Raw genomic sequence first — 23,111 nt, 5'->3', positions numbered from 1 at the left:
CCTATTTAAAGAAATTGACATTGTGGAGATGAGGGATTTTTCGAATTTCTTCGATGGCCTCATCACAGTTGCGACTGTCAACTTCGATAATCATAATAGCTTTTTCACCAGCTTTTTCACGAGTAACATTCATCTGGGCGATATTGATACCATAGCGTGAAAGAGCCTCTGTTACGAGGGCAATCATACCTGGAATATCTTGATGAACAATGATGATAGTCGGTGTATTCATATTGAGAGAGACAGCAAAGCCATTGAGTTCCGTTACCTGAATATTCCCGCCACCGATAGAAATACCAGTCACGCTGATGGTCTTGTGGGCATTTTTAACGGTAATTTTAGTGGTATTAGGGTGCGGGGCATTGCTGTCTTTCTGAATGGTCCAGACAATCTTGATGCCACGCTTGTGGGCAATTTCCAGACTGTTTGGGATTTCGGGATCATCTGTATCCATGCCCAAAATACCTGCAACAAGGGCTAGGTCTGTTCCGTGACCACGATAGGTTTTGGCAAATGAGTTAAATAGTTGGAATTCGACTTCTGTCGGAGTATCATCAAAAATGGAAGAGACAATCTTTCCAATACGAACAGCACCAGCGGTATGACTACTAGATGGGCCAATCATAACTGGTCCGATGATATCAAAGACAGATTGAAAACGAAGTGATTTCATCAGTTTCCCCTTATAAAAATTCTTATCTCTATTATATCAAAGAATGAAGGTCTTGGCTTTAATTGTGGATGAAAACCTTTTTACACTACAAATAGCATAAAAAAGCATCTTTTGTAACAAAAAATAGCTTATTTAGGGAAATAAAAAATAATTTTGTAATATTTCTACATAAAAGTGTCAAGAAACGGTAATATTTAAAGGGTATGATAGAACTATAGAAAGAAGGAGAATTTTCAAATATGAAATCAACAACTAAAAAGATTAAAACAACTCTTGCAGGAGTAGCTGCCTTGTTTGCAGTATTTGCTCCATCATTTGTATCTGCTCAAGAATCATCAACTTACACTGTTAAAGAAGGTGATACACTTTCAGAAATCGCTGAAACTCACAACACAACTGTTGAGAAATTGGCAGAAAACAACCACATCGACAACATTCATTTGATTTATGTTGGTCAAGAGTTGGTTATCGATGGCCCTGTAGCGCCTGTTGCAACACCAGCGCCAGCTACTTATGCGGCACCAGCTGCTCAAGATGAAACTGTTTCAGCTCCAGCAGCAGAAACTACAGAAGTAGCAGAGGAAGCAGCTCCAGCGGCAAGCGCACCTGCAGCAGAAGAAACAGTTGTTTCAACAGAAGCTTCAGCACCTGCTGCAACTGTAAGCGGATCTGAAGCAGAAGCTAAAGAATGGATCGCTCAAAAAGAATCAGGTGGTAGCTATACAGCTACAAATGGCCAATACATTGGACGTTATCAATTGACAGATTCATACTTGAACGGTGACTACTCAGCTGCTAACCAAGAACGTGTAGCAGATGCTTACGTTGCAGGACGCTACGGTTCATGGACTGCTGCTAAAAACTTCTGGCTTAACAACGGTTGGTATTAAGAAATAGAAAAAGAGCCTTTGATGGCTCTTTTTGTGTGCTTTTATTTGACAAAAGACAATTTTTAAATAGTAGTAATAACAGATTGCTTACGGCTGACGAGATTCTGGAGTTTCTCCAGCTGAATTAGTGCGATTATTACTGTTAGCATCGGGAACTTCAGCATTATTACTATTATTATTGGTATTCGTATCTCCTTGGGCTCCTGCAGTATCAGTAACTTGATCTCGTGTATTGACAGCAGTGTTTCCCCCACTTCTAGCACTATCAGATGAATATTGCTCGCTTGCAGGTGCTTGTGAATTATATCTGTTCCTATTTGACTCAGTATAGTTTGGAGTGTAGCTACCTCCTTCTGAAGAATAGCTTTCTCTTCCCTCAACGTTACTAGTCGTTTCTGTTTCTTTTTTATTAGACTTTTGTTCTTCTTCTTTTTTGGTCAAGACTTCAGCTTGCTTTTGGAATTTTGAAATCAGTTCTTGAATGGGTTTTATTTTTTCATCAATAGTAGCTTGTTCGCTTGTGGAGTTGACACTTTTAATAATTTCTAGTATTTTTTGTAAGGAAGTGATGGCTGTTTCAAGTGCTTGTTTATCTTCAAACTGGCTATCGGATTCCTTTATATCCAATTTTAAAGCTTTTTCAGTATAATGATTAGTGATTTTATCGGCCGTAGAAGTAAGAAAATCTATTAATGTCTTTTTGCCTTCGTCAGTGGTAGGCTTTAATTCTTGAATTTTTTTCCAATCCTCTATAATCGTTTCAGAATCAATATTGAAGTTTTTAATAGCATTTTTTACTTGTTCGACATCTTGTCCATTCTTATGTTGTTTGCTGAGAGCGATGTTCCCTCTCTCTGCTTGGATATGTTCTTGATGAATGACTAAACCTATTAAAAGTCCAAGCCCTACAACAATAATGATAGTAAAAATAGTATTTTTTGATGTTAGAATATCTTTGTAGTTTTTCACAATCGTACTACGTACATGGATGGTAGTATCTTAAAGGGATCATGTACGACTTCCTCCTCATTACAGTATATCATTTTTAGCTTATTTTATAAATAAGTTTATAAGTAGAATCGAGATTTAACTGTTCATTGCCCTTTTTGTAATTATATTTCTGTTTCTATCAAATAGAATGTCAGATTATCAGCCTCTTTCTTGTCTTCTCCAACCAAGCATGTTATAATGAATACTGCTCAAGCGACCTTCAATCGTGAAGCACACACGACCTTCAATCGTGAATAAACGAATAGATGGGAGACTTACCATGAGTGATAACTCTAAAACACGTGTTGTCGTGGGGATGAGTGGTGGTGTTGATTCGTCGGTGACGGCTCTTCTTCTCAAGGAGCAGGGCTACGATGTAATCGGTATCTTCATGAAGAACTGGGATGACACAGATGAAAACGGCGTCTGTACGGCGACCGAAGATTACAAGGATGTGGCTGCGGTAGCAGACCAGATTGGCATTCCCTACTACTCTGTCAATTTTGAAAAAGAGTACTGGGACCGCGTTTTCGAGTATTTCCTAGCGGAATACCGTGCAGGACGCACGCCAAATCCAGATGTTATGTGCAACAAGGAAATCAAGTTCAAGGCCTTTTTGGACTATGCCATGACCTTGGGGGCAGACTATGTAGCGACTGGGCATTATGCCCGTGTAGCGCGTGATGAGGATGGCACTGTTCACATGCTTCGCGGTGTGGATAATGGCAAGGATCAGACCTATTTCCTCAGCCAACTGTCGCAAGAACAACTTCAAAAAACCATGTTCCCACTGGGACATTTGGAAAAGCCTGAAGTTCGCAGACTAGCAGAAGAAGCAGGACTTGCGACTGCTAAGAAGAAAGACTCGACAGGGATTTGCTTTATCGGAGAAAAGAACTTTAAAAACTTTCTCAGCAACTACCTGCCAGCTCAGCCAGGTCGCATGATGACTGTAGATGGTCGCGATATGGGCGAGCATGCTGGTCTTATGTACTATACGATTGGTCAGCGTGGCGGCCTCGGTATCGGTGGGCAACATGGTGGTGACAATGCACCTTGGTTCGTTGTCGGAAAAGATCTAAGCAAGAATATTCTCTATGTAGGCCAAGGTTTCTACCATGACTCGCTCATGTCAACCAGCCTAGAGGCTAGCCAAGTTCACTTTACTCGTGACATGCCAGAGGAATTTACGCTAGAATGTACGGCTAAATTCCGCTACCGTCAGCCTGATTCTAAGGTGACTGTCCATGTCAAAGGAGACAAGGCAGAGGTTATCTTTACAGAACCGCAACGCGCCATCACACCAGGTCAGGCAGTTGTCTTTTACGATGGCGAAGAGTGTCTAGGTGGTGGTTTGATTGACAATGCTTACCGCGACGGACAAGTTTGTCAGTACATTTAGATTGACAAATTTTCTCAATTTGCTACAATAATAAAAGCAATAGAAATGATGGTCAAAGCTCATGGATGTTGCAGGCTTTTTTGTCCTGCACTTCTTTGGAGTTTTGACTGTTTTTGTGTCGTTTAAAGGAAAGGACAAGAATGATTCAACAAGATTTTCGGACAAAAGTGGAAAATACAGTTTTTGGCGTTCGGGCGACAGCCTTGATTCTCCAAAATGGCAAGCTCCTAGTTACCAAAGATAATGGCAAGTATTACACTATCGGTGGTGCGATTCAAGTCAATGAAAGAACGGAGGACGCGGTAGTTCGTGAAGTGAGGGAAGAACTGGGTGTCAAAGCTCAAGCTGGGCAACTAGCTTTTGTTGTTGAAAATCGTTTTGAACAAGACGGTGTTTCCTATCACAATATAGAGTTTCATTATCTGGTGGACTTGCTTGAAGATGCTCCATTGACCATGCAGGAAGATGAGAAAAGGCAGCCCTGTGAATGGATTGACATAGACAAGCTTGAGGGTATCAATCTAGTTCCAGCCTTTTTAAAAACAGCCTTGCCAGATTGGGATGGCCAACTAAGACACATTCATCTTGAGGAATAGGAGAGAAAATGATGGTTAAGCTTATTGCCCATGTACTTGTTCATAGTGGTGATGATTATTTGCTTATTCAGCGTTCGGAAATTAAAAGAGGACAACCCAATGTTTATCCAACTTACTGGGATATTCCTGGTGGCGGGGTTGAAAAGGGTGAACTTCCGCGAGATGGAGCTCTTAGAGAATGTATTGAAGAAGCGGGAGTTAGGCTAGATAGCAGTTCGCTCAAACTTCTTCACGAAGATAGTCAACTGGATACTTCTAAGGATACTGTCTTTACTCGCTTAGTTTATAAAGCAGAGTGGGTTGGGGAGAAGACAATTATCAGATTAGATCCTGAAGAGCATACGCACTTTAAATGGGTTACTCTGGCTCAAGCTTTAGAGGAGGAGAAGTTAGTTCCTTATTTACGAGAAATTTTTGAAAGGTTAAGAAATGACTTATAATTTTACTGAAGAATACGATATTATTGTAATCGGTGCGGGACACGCTGGGGTAGAAGCATCCCTAGCCGCTAGCCGTATGGGTTGTAAGGTCTTACTTGCGACTATCAACATTGAAATGCTGGCTTTCATGCCTTGTAACCCCTCTATCGGTGGTTCTGCCAAGGGAATTGTCGTGCGTGAAGTTGATGCCCTCGGTGGCGAGATGGCTAAGACCATTGACAAGACTTACATCCAGATGAAGATGCTCAACACAGGGAAGGGGCCAGCTGTCCGTGCCCTTCGTGCGCAGGCTGACAAGGAGCTTTACTCTAAGGAAATGCGCAAGACAGTTGAAAATCAAGAGAATCTTACCCTTCGTCAAACCATGATTGATGAGATCTTGGTCGAAGATGGAAAGGTTGTCGGTGTACGCACAGCGACCCATCAAGAATATGCTGCCAAGGCTGTTATTGTGACGACAGGGACTGCTCTCCGTGGGGAAATCATCATCGGAGATCTCAAGTACTCATCAGGACCTAACCACAGCCTAGCTTCTATTAACCTTGCTGACAACCTCAAGGAATTGGGTCTCGAAATTGGTCGTTTCAAGACAGGAACTCCTCCACGTGTCAAGGCTTCTTCTATCAACTACGACGTGACAGAAATTCAGCCAGGAGACGAAGCACCTAATCACTTCTCATACACTTCACGTGATGAGGATTATGTCAAAGATCAAGTGCCATGCTGGTTGACCTATACCAATGGTACCAGCCATGAAATTATCCAAAATAACCTCCACCGTGCGCCTATGTTTACAGGTGTGGTCAAGGGAGTGGGACCTCGTTACTGTCCGTCGATTGAAGACAAGATTGTGCGCTTTGCGGATAAGGAACGTCACCAACTCTTCCTTGAGCCAGAAGGACGCAATACAGAGGAAGTCTATGTCCAAGGCCTCTCAACCAGTCTACCTGAGGATGTCCAACGTGAGCTGGTTCATTCTATCAAAGGTTTGGAAAATGCAGAGATGATGCGAACAGGTTATGCTATCGAGTACGACATGGTCTTGCCGCACCAGTTGCGTGCGACTTTGGAAACCAAGAAAATCTCAGGACTTTTCACTGCTGGTCAAACAAATGGAACGTCAGGTTACGAAGAGGCAGCAGGCCAAGGGATTATCGCTGGGATCAATGCGGCTTTGAAAGTCCAAGGCAAGCCTGAGTTGATTTTGAAGCGTAGTGACGGTTATATCGGGGTCATGATTGATGACTTGGTGACTAAAGGAACCATTGAGCCTTATCGCCTTTTGACCAGTCGTGCTGAATACCGCCTCATTCTCCGCCATGACAATGCTGATATGCGTTTGACAGAGATGGGACGTGAGATTGGTCTTGTGGATGATGAACGTTGGGCTCGTTTTGAAATCAAGAAAAATCAATTTGACAATGAGATGAAGCGCCTAGACAGCATCAAACTCAAGCCAGTCAAGGAAACCAATGCCAAGGTTGAGGAGATGGGCTTCAAGCCGTTGACAGATGCAGTGACAGCCAAGGAATTCCTTCGCCGTCCAGAAGTTTCTTACCAAGATGTGGTAGCCTTCATCGGGCCAGCAGCAGAGGACTTGGATGACAAGATTATCGAATTGATTGAAACAGAAATCAAATACGAAGGCTATATTTCCAAAGCCATGGACCAGGTTGCCAAGATGAAACGCATGGAAGAAAAACGCATTCCAGCCAATATCGACTGGGATGATATTGATTCTATCGCGACAGAAGCTCGCCAGAAGTTCAAACTCATCAATCCAGAAACTATCGGCCAAGCCAGCCGTATTTCGGGAGTAAACCCAGCAGACATTTCTATTTTGATGGTGTATCTTGAAGGTAAAAATCGTAGTATTTCTAAAAATCAAGAAAAGAAAGCATAGAGAAAAACAGCTCCGAAGACGGAGCTGTTTTGTTGACTTGTATTCAATGAAAATCAAAGAGTATTATTCTTCGTCTGGTGTGAGAATCATCGGGATGATAATCGGTTCACGTTCTGTATTTTCATAGAGGAATGGTCGAATGGCGTTGACAATGGCACCATTGACAGATTGCACGCTGGCATCCTTGTTTTTCAGTGCGATACGAATTGCATTGAAGAGGATACGCTGGCTTTGGCGAATCAAGTCGCCAGACTCTCTCATGTAGACAAAGCCTCGGCTGAGGATATCTGGACCAGACAGAATCATTTGCGATTTGAAGTCAACAGTTGCGACTGCTAGAACGACACCGTCTTCAGATAAATCACGACGGTCTTTGAGGACAGCTGCGCCGATTTCACCGATACGATTTCCATCGACATAGATGTCTTGGGCATTGAAATGACCTGCGATACGAGCTGAGTCAGCAGTAAGAGCAAGTACATCACCATTGCTCATGATAAAGATATTGTCCTTCTCGACACCAGTATCCACCGCTAGTCCAGCGTGGACTTTTTGCATGCGGTATTCACCGTGGACAGGCATGAAGTATTTTGGCTTAATCAAGCGGAGCATGAGTTTTTGTTCTTGCTGACCACCGTGTCCAGATGTATGGATATTGTTAACCTTACCGTGGATAACTTCGACACCAGCTTCAGAAATGATGTTAATCAGCTTGTTGACGCTAGTAGTGTTTCCAGGGATTGGGCTAGAAGAGAAGATAACCGTATCACCGGGTTGGAGTTGCACCTGACGGTGGGTTCCGTTGGCGATACGAGAGAGGGCCGCCATAGGCTCGCCCTGACTACCTGTACAGAGAATCAGAACTTCGCCTGCAGGGTAGTCTTTGATTTCATTTGGCTCGATAAAGGTTCCCTTAGGAGCTTTGATGTAGCCAAGCTCGATTCCGTTGACAATGGCCTTTTCCATAGAGCGACCAAAGACCGCAATCTTACGTCCAGTCTTAACAGCAGCTTCTGTTGCTTGTTGGAGACGGAAGATATTTGAGGCAAAAGATGCAAAGATGATACGTCCTTCGATACCTTGGATAATCTTCATGATGGACTGACCAACGACTTTTTCAGAGTTGGTAAAGGTTGGCACTTCTGCATTTGTTGAGTCAGACAGGAGACAGAGCACGCCTTCTTCACCAAGGGCAGCCATACGGTGCAAGTCCGCAGGTTCTCCAACTGGCGTGAAGTCGAACTTGAAGTCACCCGTACAGACGATTTTCCCTTGAGGAGTATGAATAACAATCCCCAAAGGCTCTGGAATGGAGTGAGTCGTTCTAAAGAAAGTTGCCTTGAGATTTTTAAAGGTCAACTCAGTATTGTGATTGATTTCGTAAAGTTTGGCGTTGCGCAAGAGGCCATGTTCTTCGAGTTTTCCACGGATCAAAGCCAAGGCAAGTGGTCCAGCGTAGATAGGGACATTTGCTTGCTTGAGAAGGAATGGAATCCCACCGATGTGGTCCTCGTGTCCGTGTGTAATCAAGACAGCCTTGACGCGGTCGATATTGTCCACGATGTAAGAGTAATCAGGAATGACATAGTCGATACCAAGCAAGTCATCTTCTGGGAATTTAATCCCAGCATCGACGATGATAATCTCATCTTGGTATTCAATCCCGTATGTATTTTTCCCGATTTCTCCCAGACCACCGATGGCAAAAACGCCTACTTCTTCAGGTTTAAGAGTATAGGCCATATTAGAACTCCGTAATTTCGAAGGCGCCAGTTTCTTTTTCGTAATCTAGCAATTTGTCAGACAAGCGTTCGATATACTCGATGTTGTACTCTGGGCGATTTTCTTCGACAAGTTGGCGAGCAGTGATACGACCCTCAAGTTCTGAGCTGGCATCGATGTCTAGGTAAAGTGCGCGTGTTGTTTCACGACGTGGGCTACGTTCTTTTGTTTCTTGATAAAAAACTTTGTAAATCATATAGTTCCTTTCTATTTTACAGGTCAGCTTATTCCAAACTTTTAGCAGAGATTTGCTTGATTTCATTCCATTTTTGTCTAGATTGACCTTGATTCGTTACAATTATTTCAATTATACCACAAAATGAAAAATTAGTAAAAGACGGAAACGAGAAAGTCGTGAGGGGAAGAGGGAGCAAAAGATAGATAGGATTCGTTCGGAGAGCGCTTAGGTGTTATAATTAAAGGGGAAATCTAAAGAGATAGTAGATTTAAGGGAGAATATAGTTCTAGTTTCATTAATCGTTGGTGTAGATGGTTGGGACAGAATGATATCTTTGAAAAAAGAAAAAGCTCTTGAGAAATCTCAAGAGCAAATAAAAAGGCTGAGACAAAATTAAGGGATCTTTCTGAGCAAGCTCAAGGGGCAGTACCATTACCTGAAGTGATTGAATCACAACCTTTGAAAGACTTGTCACCAAGTCAGACCAAATCTCAACCTTTACTCCATTTTATCATCTATGAGGTTAAGAAGTCAATCTATAAGTATAACGATGTAGAAATAGCAAGATGGAGTGGAGTGCTTACTAAAAGGCAAAGACAAGCACTTAATTTAAGAGTAAGCAAAAAGAGAGGACCAATGGTAGTCAGGGGTCTTTACAGCTCAAAGCTGAAGGCAGTCCCACACCCGTACCAGAAGTTGGTACCTTTGAACGCTCTGTTACCAGTCGCCCTACGTTATCCTCTCAATATTATATTTTACTATAACTTACTGAGGGAATCAACTTTAAAAGCATCAAAAAGCTCCTGACCGAAGTCAAGAGCCGTCAAACACTGGGGGCGAATTGTTCAATCGCAATTTCAGTTCTTTAGAAACCAAAGTTTCAGGGATAGCACCGCAACCCGAAGAGTCAACGACTCAACCTGATTTTCCTACCAGTGTTGAATTACATTTTAACATTGATAGACCAACATAGTCAACAGTTTATATAAAAATAGAAATACCAAAAAGAGGATTAAGAATGTTTAGTTTGTTTGAATTTGCGATAGGGTTGGCCTCTTGGTGTTTATAGTCTTTGTAGCCTGTGTCTATGGGGGAATGCTCTGTTTGTACATCTGGGACACCGCAAAAAAAATTCCTTTGGAAGCTTGCTTTTGTGACGCTCTATTCAATTTTTATCCTCCTTGTAACCTATGTTATCTGGCTCGTTTTCTACTTTGGTTTAAATGCTTAGATGCCCTGCTTATGCTGGGGCATTTTTGTTTGGGAATAAAGAAAATTCCCATGTGCCAGCTTTTGTAGTATAATAGTAAGCAGACCAAAAGATAGGAATGTGTTATGAAAGTATTAGCTTTTGATACGTCCAGCAAGGCTCTTTCTCTCGCTGTTTTAGAGGACAAGCAGATTCTTGCCGAGACGACGATTAATATCAAGAAAAATCACAGTATTACCCTCATGCCTGCCATCGATTTTTTGATGTTGAGTCTGGACCTGACACCCAAGGATTTGGACCGAATCGTGGTAGCGGAAGGGCCAGGTAGCTACACAGGCTTGCGAATTGCGGTAGCCACTGCTAAGACTTTGGCTCATACCTTGAACATTGAGTTAGTTGGTATGTCGAGCCTCTTGGCTCTGGTGCCCTACCAACAAGAAGGTTTGTTTGTCCCCTTGATGGATGCGCGTCGCAATAATGTTTATGCAGGATTTTATGAAAATGCTAAATCTGTCATGCCAGAAGCGCACCTATCTTTTGAAGAGGTGCTAGAAAAAGTCAAAGGTGCTAGTCAGGTAACCTTTGTCGGAGAAATTGGAACCTTTGTGGAGCAGATTCAAGAACATTTGCCAAGGACTGATTACAAAGAAACCTTGCCTAATGCAGCCAATCTTGCTCTTTGGGCCTGGGACAAGGAAGCAGATTCCTTGCACGACTTTGTGCCGAACTACCTCAAACGTGTTGAGGCTGAGGAAAACTGGCTCAAGAACCATACCGATTCTGGTGAGTCCTACATTAAACGCCTATGATAGAAATCAAACGAACTCAACAGCAACCTGACTTGGCTCAAGCCATCTACGCTGTTATGATAGCTGTTTACCCAGTCAGTCCTTGGACGATAGAACAAATCCAAGCAGACCTGTCCCAAGACCAGACTTGGTATGCTTTGGCTTATGATGGGACCGAAGTGATTGGATTTCTAGCTGTTCAGGAGAATCTTTTTGAAGTAGAAGTCCTGCAAATAGCTGTCAAAGAAGCCTATCGAGGCCAGGGGATAGCCTCTGCTTTATTCGCTCAATTGCCGACAGACAAGGAGATTTTCCTCGAAGTCAGAAAGTCAAACCAACGAGCGCAAGCATTTTACAAAAAAGAAAAGATGGCAGTCATCGCTGAGAGAAAGGCCTACTACCATGATCCAGTCGAGGACGCCATCATCATGAAGAGAGAAATAGATGAAGGATAGATATATTTTAGCATTTGAAACATCCTGTGATGAGACCAGTGTTGCCGTCTTGAAAAACGATGATGAGCTCTTGTCCAATGTCATTGCTAGTCAAATTGAGAGTCACAAACGTTTTGGGGGCGTAGTGCCAGAAGTAGCCAGTCGTCACCATGTCGAGGTCATTACAGCCTGTATCGAGGAGGCTTTGACAGAAGCAGGGATTACGGAAGAGGACGTGACAGCTGTGGCTGTTACCTATGGACCAGGCTTGGTCGGAGCCTTGCTAGTTGGCTTGTCAGCTGCCAAGGCCTTTGCTTGGGCACATGGACTTCCGCTGATTCCTGTTAACCACATGGCTGGTCACCTCATGGCAGCTCAGAGCGTGGAGCCTTTGGAGTTTCCCTTGCTAGCCCTCTTGGTCAGCGGTGGACACACAGAGTTGGTCTATGTTTCCGAGGCTGGTGATTACAAGATTGTTGGGGAAACGCGAGATGACGCGGTTGGCGAGGCCTATGATAAGGTCGGCCGTGTCATGGGCTTGACCTATCCTGCCGGTCGTGAGATTGACGAGCTAGCTCATCAGGGGCAGGATATTTATGATTTCCCTCGTGCCATGATTAAGGAAGATAATCTGGAGTTTTCATTCTCAGGTTTGAAGTCTGCCTTTATCAATCTTCATCACAATGCCGAACAAAAGGGAGAAAATCTGTCCACAGAGGATTTGTGTGCTTCCTTCCAAGCAGCTGTCCTGGATATTCTCATGGCAAAAACCAAGAAGGCTTTGGAGAAATACCCTGTTAAAACTCTAGTTGTGGCAGGTGGTGTGGCAGCCAATAAAGGTCTCAGAGAACGCCTAGCAACCGAAATAACAGATGTCAAGGTCATCATCCCACCTCTGCGCCTCTGCGGAGACAATGCAGGTATGATTGCCTATGCCAGCGTCAGCGAGTGGAACAAAGAAAGCTTTGCAAACTTGGACCTCAATGCCAAACCAAGTCTCGCTTTTGATACGATGGAATAAAATGGAGTCTGTCTGATTACAATCAGCAGACTTTTTTCTCTTCTATGAATGTGTTATAATAGTCCATGCTGTGGCTGGAGCCTTTTCAGCCTACTTATACTCTTCGAAAATCTCTTCAAACTACGTCAGCTTCGCCTTGCGGTACTCAAGTACAGCCTGCGGCTAGCTTCCTAGTTTGCTCTTTGATTTTCATTGAGTATTATTTAGACAATATGAGGAGAACGATGAAAGAAAAAGGATTTTGGGAGGGAGTGCAGGCAGCCATGCCAACGGCCCTTGGTTATGTCAGTATCGGGCTGGCCTGTGGAATTATCGGTGCGCCCTATGTGACACCTGTAGAGATGGGCTTGATGAGCCTCTTTGTTTATGCTGGGAGTGCCCAGTTTGCCATGCTGGCACTGATTGCAGTTCAAGCACCTGTGGCAGCTATTGCTATGACGGTCTTTTTGATTAATTTGCGTCTCTTTTTGCTGAGCTTGCACGCATCGACTTATTTCCGTCATACCAGTCTCTGGCAAAATATCGGTATGTCTAGCCTTTTGACGGATGAGACTTATGGCGTTTTGATGGGCGAGTTAGCCCATACAGACAAGGTCAATCCGATGTGGATGCACGGAAACAATCTCAACAGCTATGTGGCTTGGTTTGTGGGAACAGTTGTCGGAACGGCTCTGGGTGGCCTGCTGCCAAATCCAGAAATCTTTGGGCTGGACTTTGCTTTGGTTGGGATGTTCATCGGAATTTTTGCTTCGCAATTCCAGATTATGCAAAGACGGATTCCTGTCCGAAATCTGCTCATTATCCTAGCGGTTGTTGCGGTGTCCTTCTTTTTACTCTTGACAGTGGTGTCTCAGTCGCTAGCTGTTCTGTTTGCGACGCTACTTGGTTGTACAATGGGGGTGGTTTTAGATGGTCAGTAAGTATCTTTTATTAGCAGTTATTTTCTCTGGCTTGGTGACGTGGATTCCCCGTATGATTCCCTTCATCTTGGTCAAGTATAAGGGCTTGCCAGCTATCGTTGAGCGTTTTTTGAAGTTCTTGCCCGTTTCTATTATCTTTGCCTTGATTCTTTCAAGTGTAGTGACAGGTAAGGTTTGCAGTCTTCCTCAAATCAAATGGCTGGACTTCTTAGCCGTCTTTCCAACAGCTTGGGTAGCCTTTCGCTACCGCAATCTAGTCGGAACAGTTCTCTTTGGAGTGGTTTTGATTGCCGTCTTGCGTTTGGTCTTTTAATACTCTTCGAAAATCAAATTCAAACCACGTCAGCGTCGCCTTACCGTACTCAAGTACAGCTTGCGGCTAGCTTCCTAGTTTGCTCTTTGATTTTCATTGAGTATAAATCAGCCATAAAGAAAACCTATCACAGAGATAGATATCATATAATGGCGTAAATGCTCTTTTTCTGTTAAGATTATAAGGTATTCTATTTTGGAGGAAATGACATGAAAAAAATCGTTAAATACTCATCTCTTGCTGCTCTAGGGCTTGTTGCTGCAGGCGTGCTAGCAGCTTGCTCAGGTGGTGCGAAAAAAGAAGGAGAAGCAGCTAGCAAGAAAGAAATTATCGTTGCAACCAATGCTTCACCAAAACCATTCAACTATGAAGAAAATGGCGAATTAACTGGTTACGAAATTGAAGTGGTTCGCGCTATCTTTAAAGACTCTGACAAGTATGATGTCAAGTTTGAGAAGACAGAGTGGTCAGGTGTCTTTGCAGGACTAGATGCTGACCGTTACCAAATGGCCGTTAACAACATCAGCTACACCAAAGAACGTGCTGAAAAATACCTTTACGCAGCCCCAACTGCTAAAAACCCTAACGTTCTTGTAGTGAAGAAGGACGACTCTAGCATCAAATCACTTGATGATATCGGTGGAAAATCAACAGAAGTTGTTCAAGGGACAACATCTGCTAAACAGTTAGAAGACTACAACAAACAACACGCAGATAATCCAACTGTCCTTAACTACACTAGAGCAGACTTCCAACAAATCATGGGACGCTTGAGCGATGGCCAGTTTGACTACAAGATTTTTGATAAAATCGGTGTTGAAACAGTTATCAAGAACCAAGGTTTGGATAACTTGAAAGTTATCGAACTTCCAAGCGACCAACAACCTTACGTTTACCCACTTCTTGCTAAAGGTCAAGATGAGTTAAAAACATTTGTAGACAAACGTATCCAAGAACTCTACAAAGACGGAACCCTTGAAAAATTGTCTAAACAATTCTTCGGAGACACTTATCTACCAGCAGAAGCTGATATTAAATAATTTTTTGAAATCATCCATTCTGCATAAGGTGGATGATTTCTCAGTTTTTAGGGATATAGTTTTAAACTATATATCTGGCTATCTAATAACAATTTGTGAAATCAAACAAATTGTGAGATACTAGTACGGTATTATTTTTAAGGAGAAAGAATCATGAAAATTAAAAAATGGCTTGGTGTAGCAGCCCTTGCTACAGTCGCAGGTTTGGCTCTTGCAGCTTGCGGAAACTCAGAAAAGAAAGCAGACAATGCAACAACTATTAAAATTGCAACTGTTAACCGTAGCGGTTCTGAAGAAAAACGTTGGGACAAAATTCAAGAATTGGTTAAAAAAGACGGTATCACTTTGGAATTTACAGAGTTCACAGACTACTCACAACCAAACAAGGCAACTGCTGATGGCGAAGTAGATTTGAACGCTTTCCAACACTATAACTTCTTGAACAACTGGAACAAAGAAAACGGAAAAGACCTTGTAGCGATTGCAGATACTTACATCTCTCCAATCCGTCTTTACTCAGGTTTGAATGGAAGCGACAACAAGTACACTAAAGTAGAAGACATCCCAGCAAACGGAGAAATCGCTGTACCGAACGATGCTACAAACGAAAGCCGTGCGCTTTACTTGCTTCAATCAGCTGGCTTGATTAAATTGGACGTTTCAGGAACTGCTCTTGCAACAGTTGCTAACATCAAAGAGAATCCAAAGAACTTGAAAATCACTGAATTGGATGCTAGCCAAACAGCTCGTTCATTGTCATCAGTTGACGCTGCTGTTGTAAACAATACCTTCGTTACAGAAGCAAAATTGGACTACAAGAAAGCACTTTTCAAAGAACAAGCTGATGAAAATTCAAAACAATGGTACAACATCATCGTTGCGAAAAAAGATTGGGAAACATCACCAAAAGCTGATGCTATCAAGAAAGTAATCGCAGCTTACCACACAGATGAAGTGAAAAAAGTTATCGAAGAAACATCAGACGGTTTGGATCAACCAGTTTGGTAATAAGAAACAGGGAGGTGGGAGAGAAAATTCCACCTCTTGCTTTTGTATAGAGCAGGGATTGTAAAGAAGACTATAGGTTCATAGAAAGGTAGAGAGAATATGGTTTTTCCTAGTGAACAAGAACAGATTGAAAAATTTGAAAAGGATCATGTGGCCCAGCATTATTTTGAGGTTTTGCGTACCTTGATTTCTAAGAAGTCGGTCTTTGCCCAACAGGTGGGTCTCAAAGAAGTTGCCAACTATCTGGGTGAGATTTTTAAGCGTGTTGAGGCTGAAGTGGAGATTGATGAGACTTATACGGCGCCTTTTGTCATGGCACATTTCAAGAGTTCGCGTCCAGATGCCAAGACCCTGATTTTCTATAACCACTATGACACTGTGCCAGCGGATGGGGATCAGGTGTGGACAGAGGATCCCTTTACGCTTTCGGTCCGCAATGGTTTCATGTATGGGCGTGGGGTTGATGACGACAAGGGTCATATCACAGCTCGTTTGAGTGCTTTGAGAAAATACATGCAACACCATGATGACCTGCCTGTCAATATCAGTTTTATCATGGAGGGAGCGGAGGAATCAGCTTCGACAGACCTGGATAAGTATCTGGAAAAACATGCGGATAAACTCCGTGGGGCGGATTTGTTGGTCTGGGAACAAGGGACCAAAAATGCCTTGGAACAGCTAGAAATTTCTGGTGGAAATAAGGGGATTGTGACCTTTGATGCCAAGGTAAAAAGTGCTGATGTGGATATTCACTCTAGTTATGGTGGGGTTGTGGAATCAGCTCCGTGGTATCTCCTTCAAGCCTTACAGTCTCTTCGTGCAGCAGATGGCCGTATCTTGGTTGAAGGTTTGTACGAAAAAGTACAAGAGCCAAATGAACGAGAATTGGCCTTGGTGGATACCTATGCCCAACGAAATCCAGGGGAAATCAGTCAGATTTATGGTTTGGAATTGCCTCTCTTACAAGAGGACCGTGCAGCCTTCCTAAAACGTTTCTTTTTTGAGCCAGCTCTTAATATCGAAGGGATTCAGTCAGGTTATCAAGGGCAAGGAGTTAAAACAATTTTGCCAGCAGAAGCCAGCGCTAAGTTAGAAGTTCGTTTGGTTCCTGGCCTAGAACCGCATGATGTTCTGGAAAAAATTCGGAAACAGCTAGACAAAAATGGCTTTGATAAGGTAGAATTATACTATACCTTGGGAGAGATGAGCTATCGAAGCGATATGAGCGCGCCAGCCATTCTCAATGTGATCGAATTGGCCAAGAAATTCTATCCACAGGGCGTCTCAGTCTTGCCGACTACAGCGGGGACAGGGCCTATGCATACGGTCTTTGATGCCTTAGAGGTGCCCATGGTGGCCTTCGGTCTAGGAAATGCCAATAGCCGAGACCATGGTGGAGATGAAAACGTGCGAATCGCCGATTACTACACCCATATTGAATTAGTAGAGGAGCTGATTAGAAGCTATGAGTAGAGATATTATCAAGTTAGATCAGATTGATGTGACTTTTCACCAAAAGAAGAGAACTATCACAGCGGTCAAGGATGTGACCATTCACATCCAAGAAGGAGATATCTACGGAATCGTTGGATATTCTGGAGCAGGGAAATCAACCCTTGTACGGGTGATTAACCTCTTGCAAAAACCATCTGCAGGGAAAATTACCATTGACGACGATGTGATTTTTGATGGTAAGGTGACCTTGACGGCAGAGCAGTTGCGTCGTAAACGTCAAGATATCGGGATGATTTTCCAGCATTTTAACCTGATGAGTCAAAAGACAGCAGAGGAGAATGTAGCCTTTGCCCTCAAACACTCTGGACTCAGCAAGGAAGAAAAGAAGGCTAAAGTAGCCAAGTTGTTGGACTTGGTTGGCTTGGCAGACCGTGCTGAAAACTATCCTTCACAACTATCTGGAGGGCAAAAACAGCGTGTAGCTATTGCGCGTGCCTTAGCAAATGATCCAAAAATCTTGATTTCAGACGAGTCAACTTCTGCCCTTGACCCTAAGACAACCAAGCAGATTTTGGCCTTGTTGCAAGATTTGAACCAAAAATTAGGCTTGACTGTTGTCTTGATTACGCATGAAATGCAGATTGTCAAAGACATTGCCAACCGTGTGGCAGTTATGCAGGATGGGCATTTGATTGAAGAGGGCAGTGTGCTTGAAATCTTCTCAGACCCTAAACAACCTTTGACTCAAGACTTTATCTCAACAGCTACAGGTATTGACGAAGCCATGGTCAAAATCGAGAAGCAAGAAATCGTGGAACATCTGTCTGAAAACAGTCTCTTGGTGCAACTCAAGTATGCAGGTGCTTCAACAGATGAGCCACTTTTGAATGAATTGTACAAACATTACCAAGTGACGGCTAATATCCTTTATGGAAATATCGAAATTCTCGATGGCACTCCTGTTGGGGAATTAGTGGTGGTCTTGTCAGGTGAAAAAGCAGCGCTAGCAGGTGCCCAAGAAGCCATTCGTCAAGCGGGTGTGCAGCTAAAAGTATTGAAGGGAGGACAGTAAGATGGAATCATTGATTCAAACCTATTTACCAAATGTCTATAAAATGGGTTGGGCTGGTCAAGCAGGCTGGGGAACAGCCATCTACCTAACTCTTTATATGACAGTTCTTTCCTTCATCATCGGAGGTTTCTTGGGGCTTGTTGCAGGTCTCTTCCTTGTCTTGACAGCGCCAGGTGGTGTCTTGGAAAATAAAGTCGTTTTCTGGATTTTAGACAAAATTACCTCTATTTTCCGTGCGGTGCCATTTATCATTCTCTTGGCAGTCTTGTCCCCCTTCTCACACCTAATCGTAGGGACAAGTATCGGGCCCAATGCGGCTATTGTACCCCTATCTTTTGCGGTCTTTGCCTTCTTTGCCCGTCAAGTTCAGGTTGTCTTGGTTGAATTGGATGGTGGTGTCATTGAGGCGGCTCAAGCTAGCGGAGCGACCTTCTGGGATATCGTAGGTGTTTACCTATCAGAAGGTCTTCCAGATTTGATCCGTGTGACGACAGTGACCTTGATTTCCCTTGTTGGTGAAACAGCTATGGCCGGTGCGGTTGGAGCTGGTGGTATCGGTAACGTAGCCATCGCTTATGGATTTAACCGCTACAATCACGATGTGACCATCCTGGCAACCATAATTATCATTTTGATTATCTTTGCAATCCAATTCTTGGGAGATTTCTTGACCAAGAAATTGAGCCATAAATAAAAAGAGCCGTGTGGCTCTTTTTTAGTAATCAGATTTTCTGTGCCAATTTTTTACTCAAGGTTTGTCCAATCAAGGCACCCATTAGGGCTCCGATGACAATACTTGCGATAAATAGAAGGACGGTTCCAGGATTTAGCGCGACCATGATACGGTCGATATATTCTTGGGATTTTCCTCTTGCCAGAAGAGTAGCCATATAGGCTTTGGGAGTAATCCACATGAGTAGAATTGGTCCGGATGTGCTAAAGGCAAAGAGTATGAAAGAAAGGAAATTCTTAGTTTGGTCCTTGTATTTTCCGAGGTTAGCTACTACATCTGCTAGCAGGCCACAGATAATTCCAGGAAGGAAGGCACCGGCACCGTGTTTAGTTCCCAAGAAAAAGAGAGCAATGACAAGGCCGATAGTGGTAATGGCTCCAAAGCGCGGAACTTTTGCGATTAGAATCATATAGACGCTACCGCCGACAAGGGCAGTAAAGGCAGGCGCATAAAACATGTTTCCAGTTTGGTCAAAGAGATTGCCCAAAAGGACACCAATCCCCATGCAGAGGAAGTAAAGAACTGCAAAAAGCAGTGTAGTTAAGATAGATTTCTTCATGAATTGTCTCCTGATAATTTTTTCACAATTCTCATTTTACCATGGTTTGGTGGGATTGTAAATGGATACTAGAAGTTTTTGAAAACGCTTGAAATATGATATAATAGTTTCATAGTTATTTTTAGGGGGATATCATGGGGAGATTTTTAGACTTTGTCTTTAATCGTTTCTTTTTAGGGATGATTGCGACAGCCTTCTTTTGGCTATTAACTTTAGCAGGAGGGATTATCCTTGGTCTAGCGCCGGCTAGTGCCACCTTGATGAGTCTATATGCAGAACATGGTTATAGCTTTCGGGAATACAGTTTGAAGGAGGCTTGGTCTCTTTATAAGCAAAATTTTGTTTCAAGCAACCTGATTTTCTATAGCTTTTTAGGGGTGGATCTAGTTTTGGTCTATGGTTTGTATCTATTGGTTCAATTACCTCATCAGACCATCGTTCATTTGATTGCGACCTTTTTGAATGTTCTAGTAGTTGCCCTGCTGTTTTTGGCTTATACAGTATCTTTGAAATTACAAGTTTATTTTGACTTGTCTTATCGAAATAGTCTCAAACTATCCTTGATTGGCATCTTTATGAGTCTAGTGGCTGTGGCCAAGGTTCTCCTTGGAACTGTGCTACTTGTGGCAATTGGTTACTATATGCCTGCCCTACTTTTCTTTGTAGGAATTGGGATGTGGCATTTCTTTATCAGTGATATGTTGGAACCGGTCTATGAAAGTATCCATGAAAAATTGGCGACAAAATAGAATGAAGCAGTTTTGGCTACATACGCTTCTAAGAACCTACAGTTCAGTTATGATGATTATTATTGCGAGTTTTGCAATCTTACTCTCTTACGCTGACTGGGATTCACGGGAAAAGGAAGCTCAAAGAGTAGCCCAACGTGTAACCACTCGAACAGTTGATGAGGTGGAGTATTATTATCGGGAGTCAGCCCAACTGGCGCAAGATTTAGTAGCCAATCAAGACCGGATACAAGGGGTTTATAAGTACTTTAGCTTGTCAACTTCTGAGTATTTTTATTGGCTGTTGGAGCATCAAGCAACTTCGTCAACTTCTATTTCTCTGTATGAAAACATTGATGATCTTTATGTCCAAAATGACTCTATAACGGGTGTTGCAATCGTCTTGCAGGATTTTAAAGAAGTTTATGTGTCAACAAGGGATAAAAGAAGTGGTCATGTCTTGCCAGCTGAGGCCTTTAAACCAGAGGCAAATAGTTTTGGAATTCCAGTTCTGGACCCAGCAACGGATCAATCTATAGGAGTGATTTACATCTCCTTGGATCCAGAAGTTTTATATCATGCCATTGACAATACCCGAGGTCATATTCCGATGGCTGTTACTGTGACATCACCATTTGATACGGAGATTTTTCATATTGGTGAGAGGGTCAATAGGGAACATGAGAACTGGTTTGTTGGTATGACTTCTCATGGATATCAGGTTCAGGTGGCAGTTCCTAAAAACTTTGTTTTACAAGGAACAGTTGCCAGCTCTGCTTTGATTGTGGGTTTGAGCCTTCTCTTTATTGTCATTCTCTATCTGACTTTGAGGAAGACCTTTGCTAATTATCAAAAGCAGGTAGTGGATTTGGTGGATTCCATCCAAGCTATTGCCCAAGGACAAGAAGGTCTTCGCATTGATACGCTTGAAAAGGATCAGGAATTGCTCTTAATCGCAGAGACCACCAATGATATGTTGGATCGATTGGAAAAGAATATACATGATATTTATCAGTTAGAGCTTAGTCAAAAAGATGCCAATATGCGGGCCTTGCAGGCGCAAATCAACCCTCATTTTATGTATAATACGCTGGAGTTCTTGCGCATGTATGCAGTTATGCAAAGTCAAGATGAGTTGGCAGATATCATTTATGAGTTCAGTAGCCTGTTGCGTAACAATATTTCCGACGAAAGAGAAACTCTTCTCAAACAGGAATTAGAATTTTGCCGTAAATACAGTTATCTCTGCATGGTTCGCTATCCCAAGTCCATTGCCTATGGTTTCAAGATAGATCCAGAGTTAGAGAATATGAAGATTCCTAAGTTTACCTTGCAACCGCTGGTAGAAAATTATTTCGCGCATGGTGTTGACCACAGACGGACAGATAATGTGATTAGCATCAAGGCGCTTAAACAGGATGGTTTTGTAGAAATTTTGGTGGTAGATAATGGCCGTGGAATGTCGACTGAAAAGCTGGTCGATATCCGAGAAAAGTTAAGGCAGAGACATTTTGAACACCAAGCCAGTTATAGTGAACAAAAGCAGTCTATCGGGATTGTCAATGTCCATGAGCGTTTTGTGCTCTATTTTGGGGATCGCTATGCCATTACTATAGAGTCTGCGGAGCAAGCAGGTGTTCAGTATCGTATTACAATTCAAGATGAGTAGAAAGGGAGAAAATGTATAAAGTATTATTAGTAGATGATGAGTACATGGTGACAGAAGGTCTGAAACGTTTGATTCCTTTTGATAAGTGGGATATGGAGGTCGTCGCAACAGCCAGTCATGCTGATGAAGCCATGGAATATGTTCGGGAAAATCCTGTCGATGTAGTCATTTCCGATGTCAATATGCCCGACAAAACAGGGCTTGATATGATTCGGGAGATGAAAGAAATCTTACCAGATGCTGCCTATATCCTGCTCTCAGGTTATCAGGAGTTTGATTATGTAAAAAGAGCAATGAACCTTAGTGTGGTGGACTATCTGGTCAAACCTGTTGATAAGGTAGAGTTGGGTAATTTGCTGGAGAAGATTGCAGGTCAGCTAGGCGAGAGAGGAAAGAGAAGTCAGACCCTCAGTCAAGATTTAGACGAGGCTGGATTTGTTAGTTATCTAGGAGGTAAGGAGAATTGGTGGATAGGCCTATCCAAGGAAAAACAAGGCTCTTTCACCATTCCCTACTATGTCTTGGGTCAAGACTGGCAGATTTTTATTTCTGATCAACTCCTAGATGGTTTAGTCGTTACTCCCTTTGAAGCTCCTTATCAGGAACACTTTGAACGCTGGAAGCTGAATGCTGAGAAAGCCCTCTTTTACGGTTCTGTAAATCTAAAACAGTCTGAGAGTCTCTTTGCCTATTACGAACCGATTTATAGGGTTATCATTCAGGGAAATCTCAATCAAATCGTAGAAGAGTTAAATCTCTTGGAGAAGGTGGTTCTTGAAAATACACCGCGTGTTCCGATTACCAAACAGCTTTTTATCCAGTTTGTCATGGATGTCTTTCATTTGTTTGAACATCTAAAGGCTGATGATTTGACGGATATTGTCAAAACGATTCATGCTATTCAAACCTTCGATGAATTGGTTCCTTATATCAAGGAAACTCTGACTCGATTCTTTGGACAATATCGGATGAATGAAAATGTGGTTAGTGTGCTAGAAGTCATTGGGAGTGATTATCAGAAAGAACTTTCTCTCAAGGATATCAGTAAGGATCTCTTTATCAATCCTGTTTATCTGGGACAGTTGATTAAGCGTGAAACCAATTCGACCTTCGCAGAGTTACTAAATAAACAACGCATTAAGGCTGCCCAGCAGCTCTTGCTTTCAACTAGTGACAGTATTGAAGATATTTGTTATGCTGTTGGTTACAGTAATGTTGGATATTTCTATAAAGTGTTCCGAAAATTGTGCGGAAAATCGCCAAAAGCCTACCGAAAACAGGTGGAAACCACACTATAATATTTGTAT

General features: G+C 42.7%; 23 protein-coding genes. 18 read left to right on the top strand and 5 right to left on the bottom strand.

Annotated elements, in window-relative coordinates; genetic code table 11:
• Position 1 precedes the first annotated feature (1 nt).
• Positions 2–673, bottom strand: a complete 672-nt coding sequence (gene sdaAB, locus SK578_RS09610) for an L-serine ammonia-lyase, iron-sulfur-dependent subunit beta (protein ID WP_000838912.1) — start codon at positions 671–673, stop codon at positions 2–4.
• Between the two features lie 239 nt (positions 674–912).
• Between sdaAB and apf the strand changes: the two genes are divergently transcribed.
• A complete protein-coding gene (gene apf / locus SK578_RS09605; RefSeq protein ID WP_042751787.1) occupies positions 913–1,563 on the top strand; it encodes an aggregation-promoting factor in 651 nt (216 codons plus the stop codon).
• An 87-nt stretch (positions 1,564–1,650) separates the two neighbouring features.
• Here the strand turns inward: apf and SK578_RS09600 are convergent, their stop codons facing one another.
• Positions 1,651–2,532, bottom strand: a complete 882-nt coding sequence (locus tag SK578_RS09600; protein WP_042751786.1) for a hypothetical protein — start codon at positions 2,530–2,532, stop codon at positions 1,651–1,653.
• A 301-nt stretch (positions 2,533–2,833) separates the two neighbouring features.
• Here SK578_RS09600 and mnmA point away from each other — a divergent pair, with 301 nt between their 5' ends.
• The 4 genes from mnmA (at position 2,834) to mnmG (ending at position 6,894) form a co-directional block, all read left to right on the top strand.
• Positions 2,834–3,955: a tRNA 2-thiouridine(34) synthase MnmA gene (gene mnmA / locus SK578_RS09595; protein ID WP_042751785.1), complete on the top strand. Its 1,122-nt coding sequence runs from the start codon at positions 2,834–2,836 to the stop codon at positions 3,953–3,955.
• Between the two features lie 140 nt (positions 3,956–4,095).
• Positions 4,096–4,551, top strand: coding sequence for an NUDIX hydrolase (locus SK578_RS09590; protein ID WP_042751784.1), 456 nt, complete (start codon positions 4,096–4,098; stop codon positions 4,549–4,551).
• Positions 4,552–4,559: 8 nt separating this feature from the next.
• Positions 4,560–4,991: an NUDIX hydrolase gene (locus tag SK578_RS09585; RefSeq protein ID WP_042751783.1), complete on the top strand. Its 432-nt coding sequence runs from the start codon at positions 4,560–4,562 to the stop codon at positions 4,989–4,991.
• The gene (gene mnmG, locus SK578_RS09580; RefSeq protein WP_042751782.1) at positions 4,981–6,894 is read left to right on the top strand and encodes a tRNA uridine-5-carboxymethylaminomethyl(34) synthesis enzyme MnmG; all 1,914 of its coding nucleotides are present in this window, start codon (positions 4,981–4,983) and stop codon (positions 6,892–6,894) included. The genes SK578_RS09585 and mnmG overlap by 11 nt, the downstream gene beginning before the upstream one ends.
• Before the next feature lie 63 nt (positions 6,895–6,957).
• Here mnmG and rnjA read toward each other — a convergent pair whose 3' ends face one another.
• Both rnjA and SK578_RS09570 read right to left on the bottom strand, forming a co-directional pair.
• Entirely contained in the window at positions 6,958–8,637 is a 1,680-nt protein-coding gene (gene rnjA, locus SK578_RS09575) for a ribonuclease J1 (protein ID WP_000331986.1), read from the bottom strand.
• A gap of 1 nt (position 8,638) precedes the next feature.
• Positions 8,639–8,872: a DNA-dependent RNA polymerase subunit epsilon gene (locus SK578_RS09570; protein ID WP_042751781.1), complete on the bottom strand. Its 234-nt coding sequence runs from the start codon at positions 8,870–8,872 to the stop codon at positions 8,639–8,641.
• 1,317 nt (positions 8,873–10,189) lie between these two features.
• Here SK578_RS09570 and tsaB point away from each other — a divergent pair.
• From tsaB to SK578_RS09520, 10 genes are all read left to right on the top strand, one after another.
• On the top strand, positions 10,190–10,873 hold the full coding sequence (gene tsaB / locus SK578_RS09565; RefSeq protein ID WP_042751780.1) for a tRNA (adenosine(37)-N6)-threonylcarbamoyltransferase complex dimerization subunit type 1 TsaB: 684 nt from the start codon (positions 10,190–10,192) through the stop codon (positions 10,871–10,873).
• A complete protein-coding gene (gene rimI, locus SK578_RS09560; RefSeq protein WP_042751779.1) occupies positions 10,870–11,307 on the top strand; it encodes a ribosomal protein S18-alanine N-acetyltransferase in 438 nt (145 codons plus the stop codon). Before tsaB ends, rimI begins: the two co-directional genes overlap by 4 nt.
• On the top strand, positions 11,297–12,307 hold the full coding sequence (gene tsaD, locus SK578_RS09555) for a tRNA (adenosine(37)-N6)-threonylcarbamoyltransferase complex transferase subunit TsaD (protein ID WP_042751778.1): 1,011 nt from the start codon (positions 11,297–11,299) through the stop codon (positions 12,305–12,307). Before rimI ends, tsaD begins: the two co-directional genes overlap by 11 nt.
• Before the next feature lie 224 nt (positions 12,308–12,531).
• Positions 12,532–13,227, top strand: a complete 696-nt coding sequence (locus SK578_RS09550) for an AzlC family ABC transporter permease (protein WP_080710021.1) — start codon at positions 12,532–12,534, stop codon at positions 13,225–13,227.
• Entirely contained in the window at positions 13,217–13,540 is a 324-nt protein-coding gene (locus SK578_RS09545; RefSeq protein WP_042751777.1) for an AzlD domain-containing protein, read from the top strand. Before SK578_RS09550 ends, SK578_RS09545 begins: the two co-directional genes overlap by 11 nt.
• 209 nt (positions 13,541–13,749) lie before the next feature.
• Entirely contained in the window at positions 13,750–14,580 is an 831-nt protein-coding gene (locus SK578_RS09540; RefSeq protein WP_042751776.1) for an amino acid ABC transporter substrate-binding protein, read from the top strand.
• 153 nt (positions 14,581–14,733) lie between these two features.
• On the top strand, positions 14,734–15,588 hold the full coding sequence (locus tag SK578_RS09535; RefSeq protein WP_042751775.1) for a MetQ/NlpA family ABC transporter substrate-binding protein: 855 nt from the start codon (positions 14,734–14,736) through the stop codon (positions 15,586–15,588).
• Positions 15,589–15,687: 99 nt separating this feature from the next.
• Complete coding sequence (locus tag SK578_RS09530; protein ID WP_042751774.1) at positions 15,688–17,061, top strand: M20 family metallopeptidase; 1,374 nt, start codon at positions 15,688–15,690, stop codon at positions 17,059–17,061.
• Positions 17,054–18,115, top strand: a complete 1,062-nt coding sequence (locus tag SK578_RS09525; protein WP_000085666.1) for a methionine ABC transporter ATP-binding protein — start codon at positions 17,054–17,056, stop codon at positions 18,113–18,115. Before SK578_RS09530 ends, SK578_RS09525 begins: the two co-directional genes overlap by 8 nt.
• 1 nt (position 18,116) lies before the next feature.
• Positions 18,117–18,809 (top strand): methionine ABC transporter permease, encoded by a 693-nt coding sequence (locus SK578_RS09520; RefSeq protein ID WP_042751773.1) that lies wholly within the window; start codon positions 18,117–18,119, stop codon positions 18,807–18,809.
• A gap of 28 nt (positions 18,810–18,837) precedes the next feature.
• Here SK578_RS09520 and SK578_RS09515 read toward each other — a convergent pair whose 3' ends face one another.
• The gene (locus SK578_RS09515) at positions 18,838–19,407 is read right to left on the bottom strand and encodes an MptD family putative ECF transporter S component (protein WP_042751772.1); all 570 of its coding nucleotides are present in this window, start codon (positions 19,405–19,407) and stop codon (positions 18,838–18,840) included.
• 134 nt (positions 19,408–19,541) lie between these two features.
• On the opposite strand from SK578_RS09515, the gene SK578_RS09510 reads away from it, so the two are divergent.
• From SK578_RS09510 to SK578_RS09500, 3 genes are read left to right on the top strand one after another with little or no spacing between them, the layout of a single operon-like run.
• Positions 19,542–20,156, top strand: coding sequence for a YesL family protein (locus tag SK578_RS09510; RefSeq protein WP_042751771.1), 615 nt, complete (start codon positions 19,542–19,544; stop codon positions 20,154–20,156).
• Entirely contained in the window at positions 20,134–21,804 is a 1,671-nt protein-coding gene (locus tag SK578_RS09505; RefSeq protein WP_284697407.1) for a sensor histidine kinase, read from the top strand. The genes SK578_RS09510 and SK578_RS09505 overlap by 23 nt, the downstream gene beginning before the upstream one ends.
• Positions 21,805–21,815: 11 nt before the next feature.
• Positions 21,816–23,102 (top strand): response regulator transcription factor, encoded by a 1,287-nt coding sequence (locus SK578_RS09500; RefSeq protein WP_042751770.1) that lies wholly within the window; start codon positions 21,816–21,818, stop codon positions 23,100–23,102.
• Positions 23,103–23,111: the final 9 nt, after the last annotated feature.

This window comes from Streptococcus mitis (assembly GCF_000722755.1).
In the GTDB taxonomy this organism is placed as follows: domain Bacteria; phylum Bacillota; class Bacilli; order Lactobacillales; family Streptococcaceae; genus Streptococcus; species Streptococcus mitis_CM.
Note: the sequence above shows the minus strand (reverse complement) of the source record. Positions and strands in the feature narration are given on the sequence as shown.

Excerpts from the sequence above, each read along its gene's own strand:
- sdaAB (WP_000838912.1), bottom strand. The coding sequence starts at position 673 with ATGAAATCACTTCGTTTTCAATCTGTCTTTGATATCATCGGACCAGTT.
- apf (WP_042751787.1), top strand. The coding sequence starts at position 913 with ATGAAATCAACAACTAAAAAGATTAAAACAACTCTTGCAGGAGTAGCT.
- mnmA (WP_042751785.1), top strand. The coding sequence starts at position 2,834 with ATGAGTGATAACTCTAAAACACGTGTTGTCGTGGGGATGAGTGGTGGT.
- SK578_RS09590 (WP_042751784.1), top strand. The coding sequence starts at position 4,096 with ATGATTCAACAAGATTTTCGGACAAAAGTGGAAAATACAGTTTTTGGC.
- SK578_RS09585 (WP_042751783.1), top strand. The coding sequence starts at position 4,560 with ATGATGGTTAAGCTTATTGCCCATGTACTTGTTCATAGTGGTGATGAT.
- mnmG (WP_042751782.1), top strand. The coding sequence starts at position 4,981 with ATGACTTATAATTTTACTGAAGAATACGATATTATTGTAATCGGTGCG.
- rnjA (WP_000331986.1), bottom strand. The coding sequence starts at position 8,637 with ATGGCCTATACTCTTAAACCTGAAGAAGTAGGCGTTTTTGCCATCGGT.
- SK578_RS09570 (WP_042751781.1), bottom strand. The coding sequence starts at position 8,872 with ATGATTTACAAAGTTTTTTATCAAGAAACAAAAGAACGTAGCCCACGT.
- tsaB (WP_042751780.1), top strand. The coding sequence starts at position 10,190 with ATGAAAGTATTAGCTTTTGATACGTCCAGCAAGGCTCTTTCTCTCGCT.
- rimI (WP_042751779.1), top strand. The coding sequence starts at position 10,870 with ATGATAGAAATCAAACGAACTCAACAGCAACCTGACTTGGCTCAAGCC.
- tsaD (WP_042751778.1), top strand. The coding sequence starts at position 11,297 with ATGAAGGATAGATATATTTTAGCATTTGAAACATCCTGTGATGAGACC.
- SK578_RS09550 (WP_080710021.1), top strand. The coding sequence starts at position 12,532 with ATGAAAGAAAAAGGATTTTGGGAGGGAGTGCAGGCAGCCATGCCAACG.
- SK578_RS09545 (WP_042751777.1), top strand. The coding sequence starts at position 13,217 with ATGGTCAGTAAGTATCTTTTATTAGCAGTTATTTTCTCTGGCTTGGTG.
- SK578_RS09540 (WP_042751776.1), top strand. The coding sequence starts at position 13,750 with ATGAAAAAAATCGTTAAATACTCATCTCTTGCTGCTCTAGGGCTTGTT.
- SK578_RS09535 (WP_042751775.1), top strand. The coding sequence starts at position 14,734 with ATGAAAATTAAAAAATGGCTTGGTGTAGCAGCCCTTGCTACAGTCGCA.
- SK578_RS09530 (WP_042751774.1), top strand. The coding sequence starts at position 15,688 with ATGGTTTTTCCTAGTGAACAAGAACAGATTGAAAAATTTGAAAAGGAT.
- SK578_RS09525 (WP_000085666.1), top strand. The coding sequence starts at position 17,054 with ATGAGTAGAGATATTATCAAGTTAGATCAGATTGATGTGACTTTTCAC.
- SK578_RS09520 (WP_042751773.1), top strand. The coding sequence starts at position 18,117 with ATGGAATCATTGATTCAAACCTATTTACCAAATGTCTATAAAATGGGT.
- SK578_RS09515 (WP_042751772.1), bottom strand. The coding sequence starts at position 19,407 with ATGAAGAAATCTATCTTAACTACACTGCTTTTTGCAGTTCTTTACTTC.
- SK578_RS09510 (WP_042751771.1), top strand. The coding sequence starts at position 19,542 with ATGGGGAGATTTTTAGACTTTGTCTTTAATCGTTTCTTTTTAGGGATG.
- SK578_RS09505 (WP_284697407.1), top strand. The coding sequence starts at position 20,134 with ATGAAAAATTGGCGACAAAATAGAATGAAGCAGTTTTGGCTACATACG.
- SK578_RS09500 (WP_042751770.1), top strand. The coding sequence starts at position 21,816 with ATGTATAAAGTATTATTAGTAGATGATGAGTACATGGTGACAGAAGGT.